This window comes from Sinorhizobium fredii (assembly GCF_002944405.1).
Classification (GTDB): Bacteria; Pseudomonadota; Alphaproteobacteria; order Rhizobiales; family Rhizobiaceae; genus Sinorhizobium; species Sinorhizobium fredii_C.
Map to the genome: position 1 here is coordinate 3,718,594 of NZ_CP024307.1, position 15,146 is coordinate 3,733,739.

The window sequence follows — 15,146 nt, forward strand, 5'->3', positions numbered from 1 at the left end:
GATCAGTATACCCGCGCCTTCGGCTCGATCTTTTTCGGATCGATGCCGTCGGCGATCAGCTCGGTGTGCACCGGACGATACTCGAGCCGGACGTCGCCGGCGTCATTGACCCAGGCCAGCGTATGCTTGCGCCAGTTCATGTCGTCGCGGCCGCCGAGCGGACCATCCTTGTAGTCCTCGCGGGCGTGTGCGCCGCGGCTTTCCTTGCGCGCTTCGGCGCCGTAGACCGTGGTGATAGCGTTCGCCATCAGGTTCTCGAGCTCTAGCGTCTCGACGAGATCGGAATTCCAGATCATCGAGCGGTCGGTGACCTTGATGTCGGAAAGTTCCTTCCAGATTTCCGATAGCCGCCGGCAGCCGGATTCGAGCGATTCCTGGGTACGAAAGACGGCCGCGTCTTCCTGCATGGCGCGCTGCATCTTGTCGCGCAGCACCGCCGTCGGCGTACCGCCTTTGGCATGGCGCAGCCGGTCGAACCGCTCGACGATGCGATCGCAGGCGGCCGCATCAAGCGCCGGGATCGATTCCTGGCGGTCGATGATCTGGCCGGCGCGGATCGCCGCGGCGCGGCCGAAGACGACGAGGTCGATCAACGAGTTGGAGCCCAGCCGGTTGGCGCCATGCACGGAGGCGCAGCCGGCTTCCCCGACCGCCATCAGGCCGGGCGCGATACGCTCGGGGTTCTGAGCGTCGGCGTTCAGCACCTCGCCCCAGTAGTTGGTCGGGATGCCGCCCATGTTGTAGTGAACGGTCGGCAGCACCGGGATCGGCTCGCGGGTGACGTCGACGCCGGCGAAGATCTTCGCCGATTCCGAGATGCCCGGCAGCCGCTCGTGCAGCACCGCCGGATCGAGATGGTCGAGGTGCAGGAAGATGTGATCCTTGTTCTTGCCGACGCCGCGGCCTTCGCGGATTTCCAGCGTCATGCAGCGCGAGACGACGTCGCGCGAGGCGAGGTCCTTGGCCGACGGAGCGTAACGCTCCATGAAGCGCTCGCCTTCCGAGTTGACGAGATAGCCGCCCTCGCCGCGCGCCCCTTCGGTGATCAGACAGCCCGAACCGTAGATGCCGGTCGGGTGGAACTGCACGAACTCCATGTCCTGCAGCGGCAGGCCGGCGCGGGCGATCATGCCGCCGCCGTCGCCGGTGCAGGTGTGCGCCGAGGTCGCCGAGAAATAGGCGCGGCCGTAACCGCCGGTCGCCAGCACCACCATCTTCGCGGCGAAGCGATGGATGGTGCCGTCGTCCAGATTCCAGGCGACGACGCCGGTGCAGCGGCCGTCCTCGGCCATGATCAGGTCCATGGCGAAATATTCGATGAAGAATTCGGCGTTGTTCCTGAGCGACTGGCCGTAGAGCGTGTGCAGGATCGCATGGCCGGTGCGGTCGGCGACTGCGCAGGTCCGCTGCACCGGCGGACCTTCGCCATAATTCTGCATATGGCCGCCGAACGGCCGCTGATAGATCTTGCCTTCCTCGTTGCGCGAGAACGGCACTCCGTAGTGCTCGAGCTCGTAGACCGCCTTCGGCGCCTCCATGGTCAGGTACTGCATGGCGTCGACGTCGCCGAGCCAATCGGAGCCCTTGACGGTGTCGTAGAGATGCCACTGCCAGCTGTCCGGCGTCATGTTCTGCAGCGAGGCGGCGATGCCGCCCTGTGCTGCAACCGTGTGGGAGCGCGTCGGGAAGACCTTGGTGATGCAGGCGGTCTTGAGGCCCTGTTCGGCCATGCCGAGGGTGGCGCGCAGGCCCGCCCCGCCGGCGCCGACGACGACGACGTCGAAGGCGTGATCGACATATTGATAGGCTTTGCCGTTTGCAGCCGGTGAACTGATCGATGCCATGGCGAGTTATCCTGCGAAAGCGATCTTCAGGATGGCGAAAAGACAGAGCCCGCCGATCAGGATCGCAAAGAATGTATTGAGCATGAGAAGCGCAATCTTGACGCCCTCCGCATGAACATAATCCTCGATAATGACCTGCATGCCGATCCGCATGTGGATGAGCGCCGAGGTCACGACGAGACCGAGGATCACCGCGACGAAGGGATTGGAGAGCGCCGCGAGGAGCTCTGCATGCGGCGCGCCGGCGTAGCGGGCGACGAAGAAAACGAAGAAGATCAACAGCGGAATGTTGGAAACGGCCGTCAGGCGCTGGCGCCAGAAGTGGTCCGTGCCTTCCTTGGCCGAGCCGAGGCCGCGAACCTTGCCGAGGGGTGTGCGCATATCCATGGTGTTTCCCCTGTCAGCGAAGCAGAGAAGCGATGATCCAGATGACGAGCGTCAGCGTCACCGATCCGGCGAGCGTCGCCTTGGCCATCTTCGTCGCGAAGTGCTTTTCGTAGCCGTAGCCGAGGTCCCAGACGAGATGGCGCAGGCCGCCCAGCATGTGGTGCATCAGCGCCCAGGTGTAGCCGAACAGCACGAGCTTGCCGATCAGCGTGCCAAACAGCCAGTTCACCCAATCGTAATAGGCCGCACCCGAGGCGGCGGCGATCAACCACCAGGCCACTATGACCGTGCCGAAATACAGTGCGCCGCCGGTGATGCGGTGCATGATCGACATGACCATGGTGGGAATTGGTTTGTAGATTTGAAGATGCGGCGAGAGCGGCCGGCTTCTTGTGACATCCGTCATCGGAACCTCACGAAATGACCGGATTTCTCGCCCTTTAACTAGACTATTCTAATCCGGTATCGCACCCGATTGTGCGCAATTCAGTCATTCGGACCTTTAATCACCATATTGCTTAACGACAAGTATGTTTGCAGTGCAAAATAAATAAAATCGATTAGACGAAAAGCGGCATTTTCCGGTCTGCCGGAGACATCCCGCCGTTAACGATAAGGCCGGAAAAAGCCAATCAAATTCGTGACATTTGGCAGCGCTTACATCAGGATGCGGTTAAGAGTTCGTTAACCGCATCCGAGGGGCATGGCAGAATGAATCTGTTGCGCGCGGTCCACGCGACCAAAGTTCTACTCCTGGCCCTGGCCTTGGCAATCCCCGCCGGCCTGCCTGCGAGCGCCGGGAGCGACAGGGGCCTCCAGGACGTGGAGACGCGCGTGCGGCATGTCCGGCTCAAGGATCGCCCGCCGCACCGCGCCTGGCGCAAGGCGCGGCACCTCCGCCATTTCGCCGGCCATCGGCGCCACCGCTCCGTCAATTCCAGCATCGATGATTTCTCGTCCTTCGAGACGGGCGGCCTCCGCGACGTTCAGACCCGCACCCGCCATGTCCGACGCAAGCACTGGCCCCCGCACTTCGTGCGGCGTGATCGCAATCGAGGCCCCTGGATCGTCATTGACGGAAGGGGCTACGGCGCCGGCCGCTATAGCGGCGACATCGACGGCGGCTATGATTTCCCCTCCGATATCCCCGGCCTCGGCACCTATGCCGGCAATCTTTCAGCCTATGAGGATGTGGGCACCGGCATCTATTTCAGCCAGACCGGCAGCTATTCCTATGTCGCCGGGGATAACCTTGAGGCCGCCCCGCCGGCCGAGCGCCCGAAAATCATCGTCGTCTCGCCGCAGACCAATGCCAGCGCCTGCGCCTGGGAGCACGGTGTGTGTGTCGTCCGGCCGTAGAGCGATGTGAAGGGTAGGAAAGCGCCAAAATCAGGAAGCGGTGCTAATACCCCCCTCTGCCCTGCCGGGCATCTCCCCCACAAGGAGGGAGATTGGCAAGCGGCGATGTCTCGCCCGATCAGCGCCGTTGCGGGTTTACGGCCGGAGTCGGCAACTTCGGCGGAGCGGCGGGGCAGCATCTGTGCTTCTGGCTGATCTCCCTCCTTGTGGGGGAGATGCCCGGCAGGGCAGAGGGGGGTGAATCCCGGTCGCCCGCGACGACTACCGCGCGCGCTGACGGTAAGGATCCAATCACGCTCCAACGTTCGTGTCGGCGGCCCCAAACCGCCAAACCGTGGTCCGCTTCACCTCGCTGTCCTCGAGCGCCCTGGTGACCGGCACCTCATAGGTCGCAAGCGCCGCCAGCCGCTCGCGCGGGCAATAGGCGCGGCCCGGATCACCGACGATAACCGCGGCACCGGCGCTCCCGAGCGCCTCGAACCAAGGCTGCAGCAGATCGGCAAAGCCCTTGTCGTAAAAGACGTCGCCGGCGAGATAGACGTCGGCCTCACACTCGCGGCCGATGATGTCCTCGCCGAGAAACCTCACTTCAACGCCATTCAGATCCGCATTGAGCCGCACGGCCGTTTCGGCCCAGGGATCGATATCCACGGCGAGAACCTCGGCGGCGCCGGCCAGCATGGCGGCAATCGCCACGAGACCGGAGCCGGAGGCGAAATCGACGACGCGGCGGCCGCGCACCACCTCCGGATGATCGAGGACATAGCGGGCGAGACCCTGCCCGCCCGCCCAGGCAAAGGCCCAGAAGGGCGGCGGCAGGCCGATCGCCTCCAGTTCCTCCTCGGTCTTCAGCCACAGGTCATGCGCTTCGCTCGCCAGATGCAGCCGGATCTCCGGTACATGCGGCGGCGAGAGAATGCCGGTATTGGCGCGGATGAAGCTTTCCGGATCCGTTTTCAAGATTGGAGACTCGGGGGGGCGTGCGCCGAGAGCAATTACTTCGGCGGGTTGTCGAGCCCACCCATGCGGCAGACCTCGATCCACTCGTCCTCGGTCACCGGCTGGACGGAGAGGCGCATCGAGGTCACCAGCGACATCTTGGCGAGTTTCGGGTTTTCCTTGATTTCCTTCAAGGAGACCGGACGTGGCATGTCGATCACGGCGCGGATGTCGACGCAGTCCCAGCGGGCATCGCCGTCAGCGGTGGAGTCCGGATGCGAAAGGGCGCAGACCTCGGTGATGCCGACGATCTCCAGCCCCTCGTTGGAATGATAGAAGAAGCCCTTGTCGCCGATTTTCATCGCCCGCATGTTGTTGCGCGCCAGATAGTTGCGCACGCCCGTCCATTCGGTGCCCTTCTCGCCGGCATCCTTCTGCATCTGCCAGGACCATTTGTTGGGTTCGGATTTATAGAGCCAGTGGGCCATCGCTCCCTCACGCGTCCGGATTGTTGAAGACCCAGTTGTAGGCCTTGATCTCGACATTGGCGAAGAGGCCCGCCTTGGCATAGGGATCGGCCGCGGCGATCTCCTCAGCTTCTTCGATCGTCTCGGCCTTGACGATCACCAGGCTTCCCGTCGGCTTGCCGTCGGCGCCGAGAAAGGGGCCGGCGATCTTCAGGACGCCCTTGGCGTTGAGGTCGTTGAGATAGGCGAGATGGTCGGGCCGCGTGTCGAGCCTCAATTGCAGGGCGCCCGGCTTATCCGTGCAGAGCAGTGCGAAGAGCATGGTTCCTCCTATGAGAATGCGCGGGCCGGCGTCACTCCTGGGTGATCGGCCGCGACATCAATTGTTCGAGAGCAGTGCGCACATCGAGCCTGCCGTCGATGATGGCGGCGACGGCTTCGGTGATCGGCATCTCGATGCCGAGGTCCTGTGCCACGCGCCCCGCCACCGACGCGGCAAAGGCGCCCTCGACGAGCTCGCCGCCGCTGCCGTCGGCACGGCCGTTCTTGCCGAGTGCTATGCCGAAGCGCAGGTTGCGGGACTGGTGGCTGGTCGCCGTCAGCACCAGGTCGCCGAGGCCCGACAGGCCGCGCACCGTATCGGCCTCGCCGCCGCGTGCGGCGATGAAGCGCGACATTTCCGCAAGGCCGCGGGAGATCAGCGCCGCGCGGGCGGAATCGCCGAGGCCCGCCCCTTCGATGATGCCGCAGGCAATCGCCAGCACGTTCTTGAGCGCGCCGCCGAGCTGGACGCCGATGCGGTCGGTCGACGGGTAGAGCCGGAAGGTCGGTCCGGACAGTGCTTCGGCCAGTTGCGTCGCAATTGCCATGTCGGGAGCGGCGACGACCATCGCCGTCGGCAGGCCTTTGGCGATGTCGGCGGCGAAGCCTGGCCCGGAAAGGACGCCGATCCTGTGGCCCGGCAATTCGTCTGCAAGCAACTCGGTCAGCAGCCGGCCGGTCGATTGCTCCATGCCCTTGGCGCAGGTGACGATCGTCGCATCGGCGCCGATCGCCGCGCCGTAGGTCTGCGCCGCGGTCCTGTGTTCCTGCGACGGCATGGCAAAGAGCACGATATCGGCTCCCGCCAGCGCCGCGGCATCGGCGGAAAAGCCAAGCCCAGCGGGAAGCGCGATGCCGGGCAAAGCCCTTTCGTTGCGGCCGGTCAGACGGCATTCCGCCGCCACTTCCTCGCGGCGCGAAAGCAGCGTCACGTCCGCATTGGCCTTTGCCGCCGCAACAGCCGCAAGGGCCGTGCCGAAGGCGCCCGCGCCGACGACGGCGATCTTTGGCACGATCGTTTGGTTAGCACTCATCTTCTGTCCGTCATGCCTTGGCGCCGCGTTTTCCGGAGCCGATCAAAGCCCGGGCCTCGCTGTCGAGCGGCCAGCGCGAACGCGGCGCGACATCGAGCCCGTCGGCCGGCAGCCCCGCCGCCAGCCGCTCGGCGCCTGCCCAGGCGATCATCGCCGCATTGTCCGTGCAAAGCTGAAGCGGCGGCGCGACGAAGCGGAAGCCGTGCGTGTCGCAGAGCGCCTGCAGCGTTTGCCGGAGCGTCTGGTTGGCGGCCACGCCCCCGGCAACGACCAGCGCCGGCCGATCGACCGATGGATATTCGCCCTTGAACCGCTTCAGCCCGCGGCCGACGCGATCCTTCAGCGTCCGCGCAATGGCCCGCTGGAACGAGGCGCAGATGTCGGCGATATCCTGTTCGGTGACCGGCTCCAGCGATTGCGCTGCCTGCCGCACCGCCGTCTTCAGGCCGGAAAAGGAGAAGTCGAGCCGGGCATCGCCGACGAGCGGCCGGGGGAAGTCGAAGCGCTCGGGATTGCCGATTCGGGCCGCCCGTTCCACCGCAGGCCCGCCCGGATAGGGAAGGCCGAGCAGCTTCGCCGTCTTGTCGAAGGCCTCGCCGAGCGCGTCGTCGATGGTCGTGCCCCAGCGCTCGTAGTCGCCGACGCCCTTGACCAGAATCAGTTGCGTGTGGCCGCCTGAGACGATCAGCATCAGATAGGGAAAGGCAAGTCCGTCCGTCAGCCGCGCCGTCAGCGCGTGGCCTTCGAGATGGTTGATGGCGTAGAGCGGCTTGCCGGTCGCTCGGGCGATCGCCTTGCCGGTCATCAGCCCGACGATCAGGCCGCCGATCAGGCCGGGACCGCTCGTCGCAGCGATCGCGTCGATGTCCGTGAGCGTCACCCCGGCCCGCAGCAACGCTTCCTCGATCAGCGCATCGAGCGCCTCGACATGGGCGCGCGCGGCGATCTCCGGCACGACGCCGCCATAGGCGCTGTGCTCTTCAAGCTGGCTCAGCACCACGTCGCCAAGAATCCGGCCGCCGCCCTCCTCGTCGCGCAGCACGACGGAAGCCGCGGTTTCGTCGCAGCTTGTCTCAATGCCGAGGATGCGCAAGGGCGGGGACATGACGTGGTATACTCAAAGATTGCGGTAACCAATAAAGGTGGGTACACGGAACTCCTACAGCGCAGTGCGTCTTTCAGAGGCACAAAGGACGCTGTAACGCTTTGAAGTGCTGCATGGTTTTTTCTCAGATCGTTTCCGATCGAAGGAAACCTGCAGTAACAACGGATGGCCAAGGATGCAAACAAAACCTTTCCGCATCGGCACGCGCGGCAGCCCGCTGGCGCTCGCCCAGACTCATGAGACGCGCGACCGCCTGGCCGCCGCCCATGGCCTGCCGCCGGAAATGTTCGAAGTCGTCGTGCTGTCGACGAAGGGCGATCGCATCACCGACCGGCCGCTCGCCGAGATCGGCGGCAAGGGCCTGTTCACCGAGGAGCTCGAGCAGCAGCTTCTGTCGGGCGATCTCGACTTCGCCGTCCATTCGTCAAAGGACATGCCGACGAAGCTGCCCGACGGGCTGTGTCTCTCCGCCTTCCTGCCGCGCGAGGATATCCGCGATGCCTTCGTCGGGCGAACAGCCCCGAAGCTTGTGGATCTGCCCGAGCGCGCCACCGTCGGCTCGTCGTCGCTGCGCCGCCAGGCGCTGATCCGGCGACTGAGGCCCGACATCAACGTCATCACCTATCGCGGCCAGGTCGAGACGCGGCTGCGCAAGCTCACCGAAGGCCAGGTCGACGGCACGCTGCTCGCCTATGCCGGGCTGAAGCGGCTCGGGATGACCGACGTGCCGACCGAACTGCTCGATCCTGAGGCGTTTCCGCCGGCCCCCGCCCAGGGCGCGATCTGCATCGAAAGCCGCGTCGGCGACGACCGGGTAAATACGCTGCTTGCCGCAATCGACGACCCGCGCACCCATGAGGCGGTCGCCTGCGAGCGCGGCTTCCTGGCGTCGCTCGACGGCTCCTGCCGCACGCCGATTGCCGGCTACGCGCAGTCGGACGGCGCCCATATCCGCTTCTTTGGCATGATCCTGACGCCCGACGGCGCCACCTCGCATCGCGTCGAAATCGACGGCAAGGCTGCGGAGGCGGCGGAACTTGGGCGCAAGGCCGGCGAACAGATCCGTGCCAAGGCCGGACCGGGGTTCTTTTCGAGCTGGACCTGACCGATGCGCGTGCTCGTCACCCGTCCTCGCCCGGCAGCCGAACGAACGGCGCTGAAGCTCGAAGCGATGGGACACCAGCCCACCGTCCTGCCGCTGATTCAGGCGCAGCATTTTGTCGCCGCGCTCCGCGCCGGCTTCGAGCGGCCCCATGACGCGATTGCCGTGACCAGCGCCGAGGCGATCCGTGTTCTGGCCGAGCTCGGTCCCGCACTTCAAGCGCATCTATCGACGCCGCTTTTCGCCGTCGGTGCGGCGACGGCGGCCGTCGCCACCGATCTCGGCTTCACTGACGTCCGGGTCGGCGTGGGAACCGGCGAAGCGCTGGCGGAAACGGTTGCCGGCTTTCTTGGCCCCGGAACCGGATCTCTGCTTTATTTCGCCGGCTTGCCGCGCGCCGATGGCTTCGAACATTCGCTTCGTCAGCGGGCGATCGATCACGTGACCGTCGAATGCTACCGCATGATTCCTGTCGACCATCCGCCGGAAACGCTGCCGGCCCTCACCCGCTCCGGCCCGTTCGACGCGGTGCTGCTCTACTCACGCGAAACGGCTAGGCGGCTTGCCGCGCTGATGCGCGACAGCGGCGTTGATTGCGCCGACTTTTCCACCCGTTACCTCTGCCTCAGCGCCACTGTCAAAGAGGCGCTGCCCAGCGGCGCTGCAGCAGAAGTGGCACCTGCGCCCGACGAGGAAAGCCTGCTGAAGATCCTTTGAGGCGGGATCAGCAAAGGCAGCGACGATTTTCCGCTGGCTTCCCGCCGTCGGTCAGCTCATCTAAGGCAAATGCCGCAAAAACGAGGCCCGGGGACTTTCCCTGTTGCGCTTCCCTGACTAGGTTTGGCTTTCAGAGCCCGACAGAACGGTAAGAGGTCACTATGGTATCGGAGAAGCCGCCGCGCCGCTCGCAACCGGAAAAGGAACCGCTGACGATCGACCTGGAGGCGGAGAGAACCGTCACCGAAGAGACGGAATCGATCGCCAGCCAGGAGCCGGTGACCGACGAGCCGGCGGAGATCTCGGCGACAACGGCCCCGGACGCGACCGGACCTGCGGCGGACGACGTCGAAGCGGAGAAGGCCGTAGAAGAAGAGGCCGAACGGAAAGCGGAAACCGAGGAGGAACGCGCCAACGCGGCTGCCGCCGCTTTCGACGAGGAGCCCCCGCATCTGAGCAGCGGCGCGACAGCCGAACCGAAGAGAAGGCAGGGGACGAGCGCCGGGGCGCTTGCCGCCGGCATCCTTGGCGGCCTCGTCGCGCTTCTCGGCGCCGGCGTCTTGCAATATGCCGGCTATGTACCGGCACCGGGGCCGGATCGCGGCAACGGATCGGTCGAGCAGAACCTGATGGGTGAAATCGAGGCGATCAAGGCCGAGCTCCGGTCGCGGCCGACGGCCGCGGCAGAGGCGGTCGTCCTCGCTCCGCTGGAAAGCCGCCTCGCCGCGCTGGAACAGGCGGCCCCCTCGGCGGCGAACGCACCCGATGTGACGGCGCTCCAGGCCGAGGTCGCCAACCTGACCAAGGAAATCGCTGCGCTGAAAACCGATCTCGCCGACGCCCGGCAATCGGCGGACACCGCCAAGGCCGAACTCGCCGGCCGCATCGACCAGGCCGAGCAAAAGCTTAATGAGCCGGTGAACGACATCGAAATGGCCAAAGCGGTCGCCGTCACCGCGCTGAAGACCGCAATCGATCGCGGCGGGCCGTTTCTCGCCGAACTCGACGCGTTGCGCAGCATCGCGCCTGAAGACGCTGCGGTGAAAGCGCTTGCCGAGGACGCCAAGACCGGCGTCGCCACACGGACGGATCTGCGTGAGGCGTTTCCGGCAACGGCGACCGCAATGCTCGACGCCCTGCACCAGCCGGACCCGAACGAAGGCATTTTTGCCCGGCTCATCTCGAGCGCCATGTCCGGCATTCGCGTCCGGCCGGTCGGCAGCGTCGAGGGAGACACGCCGGAGGCGATGATCGCCCGCATCGAAGACAAGCTCAACAATGGCGACCTCAAGGGCGCTTCGCTCGAATGGGAAGGCCTTCCTGACGCGGCGAAAGCGGCGGGCCAGAATTTCAAAGAGAAGCTCGACCGGCGACTGCGCGTCGAAACCGCGATCGGTGCGGCCGTGGCGGCGACCATGACGCGAAACGGCACCCAAGGCTAAGGGGAGGAAACAAGACTAGATGGTCCGGATATTGTTCTTCATCCTGCTCGTCCTTGCGCTCGCACTCGGCTTTGCCTGGCTGGCGGATCGGCCGGGAGAGCTGTCGCTGATCTGGCAGGGCCAGCGCATCGAAATGAGCCTGATGCGCGCCGCCACCATCCTGATCTCGGTCGTCGCCGCGATCCTGATCGTCCTTTGGCTGATCCGCACGATCTGGCTGTCGCCCTATACGGTGACGCGCTACTTCCGCGCCCGCAAGCGCGATCGCGGCTACCAGGCGCTCTCGACCGGCCTGATCGCAGCGGGCGCCGGCGACGCCGCGCTGGCGCGCAAGATGGCCAGCCGCGCGCGCGGCCTGATCCGCGTCGACCAGGAGCCGCTCATCCACCTCTTGGAGGCGCAGACGGCGCTGATCGAAGGCAAATATGACGATGCGCGCAAGAAGTTCGAGCTGATGGCGGACGACGAGGAGACACGCGAGCTTGGTCTGCGCGGGCTCTATCTCGAAGCCAAGCGGCTGGGTGCCAACGAGGCCGCCCGCCAATATGCCGAACGGGCTGCCGAAAAGGCGCCGCACCTTTCCTGGGCGACACTTGCGACCCTCGACCAGCGTAGCCAGGCGGGCGAGTGGGACGAGGCAATTCACCTTCTCGACCAGAGCCGCGCCGCCAATGTTCTCGACAAGAAGGAAGCGAACCGCAAGAAGGCCGTGCTGCTCACCGCCCGGGCCACGAGCAAGCTGGAGGCCGATCCGAAGGCCGCCCGCGACGACGCGCTCGCCGCACTGAAGCTCGACGATCGGCTGGTGCCGGCGGCGCTCGTCGCCGCCAAGGCGCTGTTTCGCGAGGACAATCTGCGCAAGGGCGCTTCTGTCCTCGAAAGAATCTGGAAGCAGGAACCGCATCCGGACGTGGCCCGGCTTTACGTCCGGGCGCGCGGCGGCGATTCCGCCGTCGACCGGCTGAAGCGCGCCAAAAGGCTGGAAACGCTCCGCGGCAACAATGCCGTCAGCCTGGCAACGGTCGCCGATGCAGCTCTTGAGGCACGCGAACTGGCGCTTGCCCGGGAAAAGGCCGAAGCCGCCGTCCGGCTGGCACCGAGCGAGAGCATCTTCCTGCTGCTTGCCGACATCGAAGAGGCCGACACCGGCGACGAGGGCCGCATCCGCCACTGGATGGCGCAGGCGCTCAGAAGCCCGCGCGACCCGGCCTGGACCGCCGATGGCGTGACCTCGCCGACCTGGCTGCCGGTCTCGCCGGTCAGCGGCCGGCTCGACGCCTTCGAATGGAAGGCACCCCCGTCGCCGCTTGCCGGCCCCACCGAGGACGGTCGCCTCAGCCCCGACGATGCCATCCGCAGCCTGCCTCCGGTAGCACCCGACCAGCCGGCGATCGCGCCGGCGGCCCCGGCTGCGATCAAGCCTGAAGCAGGCCCTCCCGTGCTGGAAGCGGAACCCCCGTCGCCGACACCTGCCCCGATAAAGGTGCCCGAGCGGAAAGAACCCTTGGTTCCGCCCACCAAGAGCGAGGAAACCGCTGCCGCGGACGAGGAGGCCGCACCGTTCTTCGGGCGTCCGCCGGACGATCCCGGCGTGCGCGAGCGGGTGGTGGAAGAAGGCAGCAAGGCCACCTTCCGGCTGTTCTGAGTTCTGGTCTCAAGGGTTGCGGGCATAGGCATGTTTGAACGGTTTCGAGGGTTTCTCGAAGAACTGACGGGTACGGGTGCGCGAATCGACAAGGACGATCCGCGCGTGGCGGTCATCGGGCTCTGTTTTCAGGTGATGGAGGCGGACGGCGCCATCCGTTCGTCGGAACGCCGCACGTTGCGCAAGATCATCAAGGAGCACTACAGGCTCGACGATGCTGCGCTCAACGCGCTGGTCGCGGCCGGCGAAACCGCCGAAAGCGAGGCGATCGACTTCTACCGCTTCACTTCCGAGATCAAGCGCCACCTCTCCGAGGACCAGCGCATCGAACTCGTCGGCATGCTGTGGGACATCGTCTATGCCGACGGCGCACGCAGCGAAATGGAAGATCACGCAATCTGGCGGATCGCCGATCTCCTTGGCGTCTCCGGGCGCGACCGGGTCTTGAAACGGCGGGAGGCAGCGGCCAAGATCGACATGGTTGAGGAGGAGAACGAGGCACAACAGGAAAGCTGACGATGCCGCGAGAAGCTTGCGACGCCAACAGACCGATCCTCGTCGTCCTCCACCAGGAGCGGTCGAGCGCAGGCCGCGTCGGCCATATTCTCGAGCAGAAGGGCTTTTCCCTCGATATCCGCCGCCCGGCGCTTGGCGACGAGCTGCCGCCGACGCTCGAGGGTCATTCGGGTACGATCATCTTCGGCGGGCCGATGAGCGCCAATGACGAGGAGGAATTCGTTCGCCGCGAGATCGATTGGCTGTCGGTGCCGCTCCTCGAAAACAAGCCCTATCTCGGCATCTGCCTTGGCGCCCAGATGCTCGCCCGCAATCTCGGCGGCAAGGTCGCCCCCCATCACCAGGGCATGACCGAAATCGGCTGGTATCCGCTTGAGGCCACCGAGGCCGGCAAGGCGCTGCTCGACTGGCCGGCCATGGTCTACCACTTCCACCGCGAAGGCTTCGATCTGCCGAAGGGTGCCGAACTGCTGGCGACCGGCGACACCTATCCGAACCAGGCCTTTCGCTACGGCGAGAACGCCTGGGGCATCCAGTTCCACGGCGAACTGACGCGCGCGATGATGCATCGCTGGGTCGTGCACGGCGCCCACCGCTTCGTGCTGCCCGGCGCCCAATTCGGCAAGGCGCATCTCGAAGGCCGGATGATCCACGACCACCCCTTGCGCACCTGGATGGAGAATTTTCTCGAGCTGATCTTTTTGCGCGGCGAAACAGCGGCGGGACCTCGTGTGCCCGATGATGAATGCCCCTCTCCTCGGGTTTAACCCGAGGACTAACCCTCTCCCCGTTTTGACGGGGAGAGGGGACTTGGGCCGGCGCGGCGTCGCCCCTTCTCCCCGTCAACACGGGGAGAAGGTCGCGGCAGCGGGATGAGGGGCCGTTTCTGCATTTTCGCTGCGCCGGCCGAAATTATGCAGTCGAGCGCCTCTCCGGCACGTCGAGCCTGTCGATCCTGCGCAATTGCGGGAAACCGGTCGCCCAGATGAGCGACACCAGCAGCGTGCCGAGCCCGCCGAAGACGACGGCAAAGACGGCGCCGAAGCCGGCCGCCATAGTGCCGGCGCGAAACTCGCCAAGCTCGTTGGAGGCGCCGACAAATACCGCGTTGACGGCATTCACCCGGCCGCGCAGCTCGTCCGGCGTCCAGAGCGCGATCAGGCTTTCGCGCACATAGACCGAAATCATGTCCGCCGCACCCATGACGACGAGCGCGGCGATCGATATCCACGGCGTCGCCGACAGGCCGAAGACGATCGTGGCTAGGCCGAAGAGCGCCACGCCGACGAACATGGAGAGACCTGCCCGGTTGCAGATCGGGTGGGCGGCGAGCCAGATGGCCATGCCGACGGCGCCGACGCCCGGGGCAGCGCGCAACAGGCCCAGCCCCCATGGGCCGAGCACCAGAATATCGCGCGCGAAAACCGGCATCAGCGCCACCGCGCCGCCGAGCAGCACCGCGAAGAGGTCGAGCGAGATCGCCCCGAGCACGACCTTCTCGGCCTTGATGTAGCGGAAGCCGGCGGTGATCGTCTGCCAGTTCTGCGCCGAGGCGGGCGAGCGCTGGGCGGGCTTCGGCACGGCAAACACCATCAGCGCCGCAGCCGCGAAGAAGCAGAGGCTGACGGTATAGGGCACCATCGGGCCCAGGCCGTAGATCAGGCCACCCGCCACGGGTCCGACGATCGTCGCCGTCTGCCAGGAGCTCGAATTCCAGGCAATCGCATTCGGCAGATCCTCGACCGGCACGAGATTGGGCGCCAGCGATTGCGCGGCCGGCGTCAGAAAGGCCCGCTCGATGCCGAAGACGATGAGGATCGCATAGACCGGCCAGGACGCGAACAAGCCGGTGACCGTCAGCACCAGCAAGGCCGCGGCGCAGAGCGTGCCGACGAGCATGCAGAGCCCCATGATGACGCGGCGATTGTAGCGATCCGCCACGCTGCCGGTGACGAGGATGAGGAGAAGCGACGGCAGGAACTGGAAAAGGCCGATCAGGCCAAGCGCGAAAGGATCCCGCGTCAGGTCGTAAATCTGCCAGCCGACCGAGACCGACATGATCTGCACGGCGAAATAGGCAAGGAAGCGCGAGACGAAATAGCGTCGGTAGCCGACATGCCGGAAGGCGGCGAAACGATGCGCAGTGTGGACGGCCGACATGGCGGAAGCACTCTCCGGGGATAACAACGCCCCGCATCGTTAAACATGATGGCGCGGGGTGCGAGCGTCGTACTTGCTCGTTTCGTTCCCAATGTCTACATGTCTGGC

General features: G+C 65.6%; 16 protein-coding genes. 7 read left to right on the plus strand and 9 right to left on the minus strand.

The genetic code is table 11. The annotated features are described in order from the left end of the window. Positions 1–2 precede the first annotated feature (2 nt). From sdhA to sdhC, 3 genes are read right to left on the minus strand one after another with little or no spacing between them, the layout of a single operon-like run. Positions 3–1,844, minus strand: coding sequence for a succinate dehydrogenase flavoprotein subunit (gene sdhA / locus NXT3_RS18230; RefSeq protein WP_097526157.1), 1,842 nt, complete (start codon positions 1,842–1,844; stop codon positions 3–5). Between the two features lie 6 nt (positions 1,845–1,850). Continuing rightward, positions 1,851–2,231 carry a succinate dehydrogenase, hydrophobic membrane anchor protein gene (gene sdhD / locus NXT3_RS18235; protein ID WP_037417785.1) on the minus strand — a complete coding sequence of 127 codons (381 nt, stop codon included), beginning with the start codon at positions 2,229–2,231 and terminating at the stop codon, positions 1,851–1,853. A gap of 13 nt (positions 2,232–2,244) precedes the next feature. Beyond that, a complete protein-coding gene (gene sdhC, locus NXT3_RS18240; RefSeq protein WP_097526156.1) occupies positions 2,245–2,637 on the minus strand; it encodes a succinate dehydrogenase, cytochrome b556 subunit in 393 nt (130 codons plus the stop codon). Positions 2,638–2,942: 305 nt separating this feature from the next. On the opposite strand from sdhC, the gene NXT3_RS18245 reads away from it, so the two are divergent. After that, entirely contained in the window at positions 2,943–3,590 is a 648-nt protein-coding gene (locus NXT3_RS18245) for a hypothetical protein (protein WP_097526155.1), read from the plus strand. A 291-nt stretch (positions 3,591–3,881) separates the two neighbouring features. On the opposite strand, the gene NXT3_RS18255 is transcribed toward NXT3_RS18245, so the two are convergent. Genes NXT3_RS18255 through tsaD form a run of 5 tightly spaced genes read right to left on the minus strand, consistent with a single transcriptional unit; the run spans position 3,882 to position 7,456 of the window. Next, positions 3,882–4,550: a class I SAM-dependent methyltransferase gene (locus tag NXT3_RS18255; RefSeq protein ID WP_037417788.1), complete on the minus strand. Its 669-nt coding sequence runs from the start codon at positions 4,548–4,550 to the stop codon at positions 3,882–3,884. 35 nt (positions 4,551–4,585) lie between these two features. Beyond that, a complete protein-coding gene (locus NXT3_RS18260) occupies positions 4,586–5,017 on the minus strand; it encodes an EVE domain-containing protein (protein WP_037417789.1) in 432 nt (143 codons plus the stop codon). A 7-nt stretch (positions 5,018–5,024) separates the two neighbouring features. Next, a complete protein-coding gene (locus NXT3_RS18265) occupies positions 5,025–5,318 on the minus strand; it encodes a YciI-like protein (protein WP_037417790.1) in 294 nt (97 codons plus the stop codon). A gap of 31 nt (positions 5,319–5,349) precedes the next feature. Next, positions 5,350–6,351, minus strand: coding sequence for an NAD(P)H-dependent glycerol-3-phosphate dehydrogenase (locus NXT3_RS18270; RefSeq protein ID WP_097526154.1), 1,002 nt, complete (start codon positions 6,349–6,351; stop codon positions 5,350–5,352). 10 nt (positions 6,352–6,361) lie between these two features. Beyond that, positions 6,362–7,456, minus strand: a complete 1,095-nt coding sequence (gene tsaD / locus NXT3_RS18275) for a tRNA (adenosine(37)-N6)-threonylcarbamoyltransferase complex transferase subunit TsaD (protein WP_097526153.1) — start codon at positions 7,454–7,456, stop codon at positions 6,362–6,364. A gap of 175 nt (positions 7,457–7,631) precedes the next feature. On the opposite strand from tsaD, the gene hemC reads away from it, so the two are divergent. The 6 genes from hemC (at position 7,632) to NXT3_RS18305 (ending at position 13,645) form a co-directional block, all read left to right on the plus strand. Beyond that, positions 7,632–8,561 carry a hydroxymethylbilane synthase gene (gene hemC, locus NXT3_RS18280; protein WP_104839810.1) on the plus strand — a complete coding sequence of 310 codons (930 nt, stop codon included), beginning with the start codon at positions 7,632–7,634 and terminating at the stop codon, positions 8,559–8,561. Positions 8,562–8,564: 3 nt separating this feature from the next. Next, positions 8,565–9,275 carry a uroporphyrinogen-III synthase gene (locus tag NXT3_RS18285; RefSeq protein ID WP_104839811.1) on the plus strand — a complete coding sequence of 237 codons (711 nt, stop codon included), beginning with the start codon at positions 8,565–8,567 and terminating at the stop codon, positions 9,273–9,275. Between the two features lie 161 nt (positions 9,276–9,436). Then, positions 9,437–10,717, plus strand: a complete 1,281-nt coding sequence (locus NXT3_RS18290; protein WP_104839812.1) for a COG4223 family protein — start codon at positions 9,437–9,439, stop codon at positions 10,715–10,717. Positions 10,718–10,736: 19 nt separating this feature from the next. Beyond that, entirely contained in the window at positions 10,737–12,362 is a 1,626-nt protein-coding gene (locus tag NXT3_RS18295; RefSeq protein WP_097526149.1) for a heme biosynthesis protein HemY, read from the plus strand. A gap of 30 nt (positions 12,363–12,392) precedes the next feature. Beyond that, positions 12,393–12,878, plus strand: coding sequence for a tellurite resistance TerB family protein (locus NXT3_RS18300; protein WP_037417803.1), 486 nt, complete (start codon positions 12,393–12,395; stop codon positions 12,876–12,878). A gap of 2 nt (positions 12,879–12,880) precedes the next feature. Next, positions 12,881–13,645, plus strand: coding sequence for a glutamine amidotransferase (locus NXT3_RS18305; protein ID WP_097526148.1), 765 nt, complete (start codon positions 12,881–12,883; stop codon positions 13,643–13,645). 145 nt (positions 13,646–13,790) lie between these two features. Here NXT3_RS18305 and NXT3_RS18310 read toward each other — a convergent pair whose 3' ends face one another. Further along, positions 13,791–15,038, minus strand: coding sequence for an MFS transporter (locus NXT3_RS18310; protein ID WP_104839813.1), 1,248 nt, complete (start codon positions 15,036–15,038; stop codon positions 13,791–13,793). Between the last annotated feature and the right edge of the window lie 108 nt (positions 15,039–15,146).

Excerpts from the sequence above, each read along its gene's own strand:
- sdhA (WP_097526157.1), bottom strand. The coding sequence starts at position 1,844 with ATGGCATCGATCAGTTCACCGGCTGCAAACGGCAAAGCCTATCAATAT.
- sdhD (WP_037417785.1), bottom strand. The coding sequence starts at position 2,231 with ATGGATATGCGCACACCCCTCGGCAAGGTTCGCGGCCTCGGCTCGGCC.
- sdhC (WP_097526156.1), bottom strand. The coding sequence starts at position 2,637 with ATGACGGATGTCACAAGAAGCCGGCCGCTCTCGCCGCATCTTCAAATC.
- NXT3_RS18245 (WP_097526155.1), top strand. The coding sequence starts at position 2,943 with ATGAATCTGTTGCGCGCGGTCCACGCGACCAAAGTTCTACTCCTGGCC.
- NXT3_RS18260 (WP_037417789.1), bottom strand. The coding sequence starts at position 5,017 with ATGGCCCACTGGCTCTATAAATCCGAACCCAACAAATGGTCCTGGCAG.
- NXT3_RS18265 (WP_037417790.1), bottom strand. The coding sequence starts at position 5,318 with ATGCTCTTCGCACTGCTCTGCACGGATAAGCCGGGCGCCCTGCAATTG.
- NXT3_RS18270 (WP_097526154.1), bottom strand. The coding sequence starts at position 6,351 with ATGAGTGCTAACCAAACGATCGTGCCAAAGATCGCCGTCGTCGGCGCG.
- tsaD (WP_097526153.1), bottom strand. The coding sequence starts at position 7,456 with ATGTCCCCGCCCTTGCGCATCCTCGGCATTGAGACAAGCTGCGACGAA.
- hemC (WP_104839810.1), top strand. The coding sequence starts at position 7,632 with ATGCAAACAAAACCTTTCCGCATCGGCACGCGCGGCAGCCCGCTGGCG.
- NXT3_RS18285 (WP_104839811.1), top strand. The coding sequence starts at position 8,565 with ATGCGCGTGCTCGTCACCCGTCCTCGCCCGGCAGCCGAACGAACGGCG.
- NXT3_RS18290 (WP_104839812.1), top strand. The coding sequence starts at position 9,437 with ATGGTATCGGAGAAGCCGCCGCGCCGCTCGCAACCGGAAAAGGAACCG.
- NXT3_RS18295 (WP_097526149.1), top strand. The coding sequence starts at position 10,737 with ATGGTCCGGATATTGTTCTTCATCCTGCTCGTCCTTGCGCTCGCACTC.
- NXT3_RS18300 (WP_037417803.1), top strand. The coding sequence starts at position 12,393 with ATGTTTGAACGGTTTCGAGGGTTTCTCGAAGAACTGACGGGTACGGGT.
- NXT3_RS18305 (WP_097526148.1), top strand. The coding sequence starts at position 12,881 with ATGCCGCGAGAAGCTTGCGACGCCAACAGACCGATCCTCGTCGTCCTC.
- NXT3_RS18310 (WP_104839813.1), bottom strand. The coding sequence starts at position 15,038 with ATGTCGGCCGTCCACACTGCGCATCGTTTCGCCGCCTTCCGGCATGTC.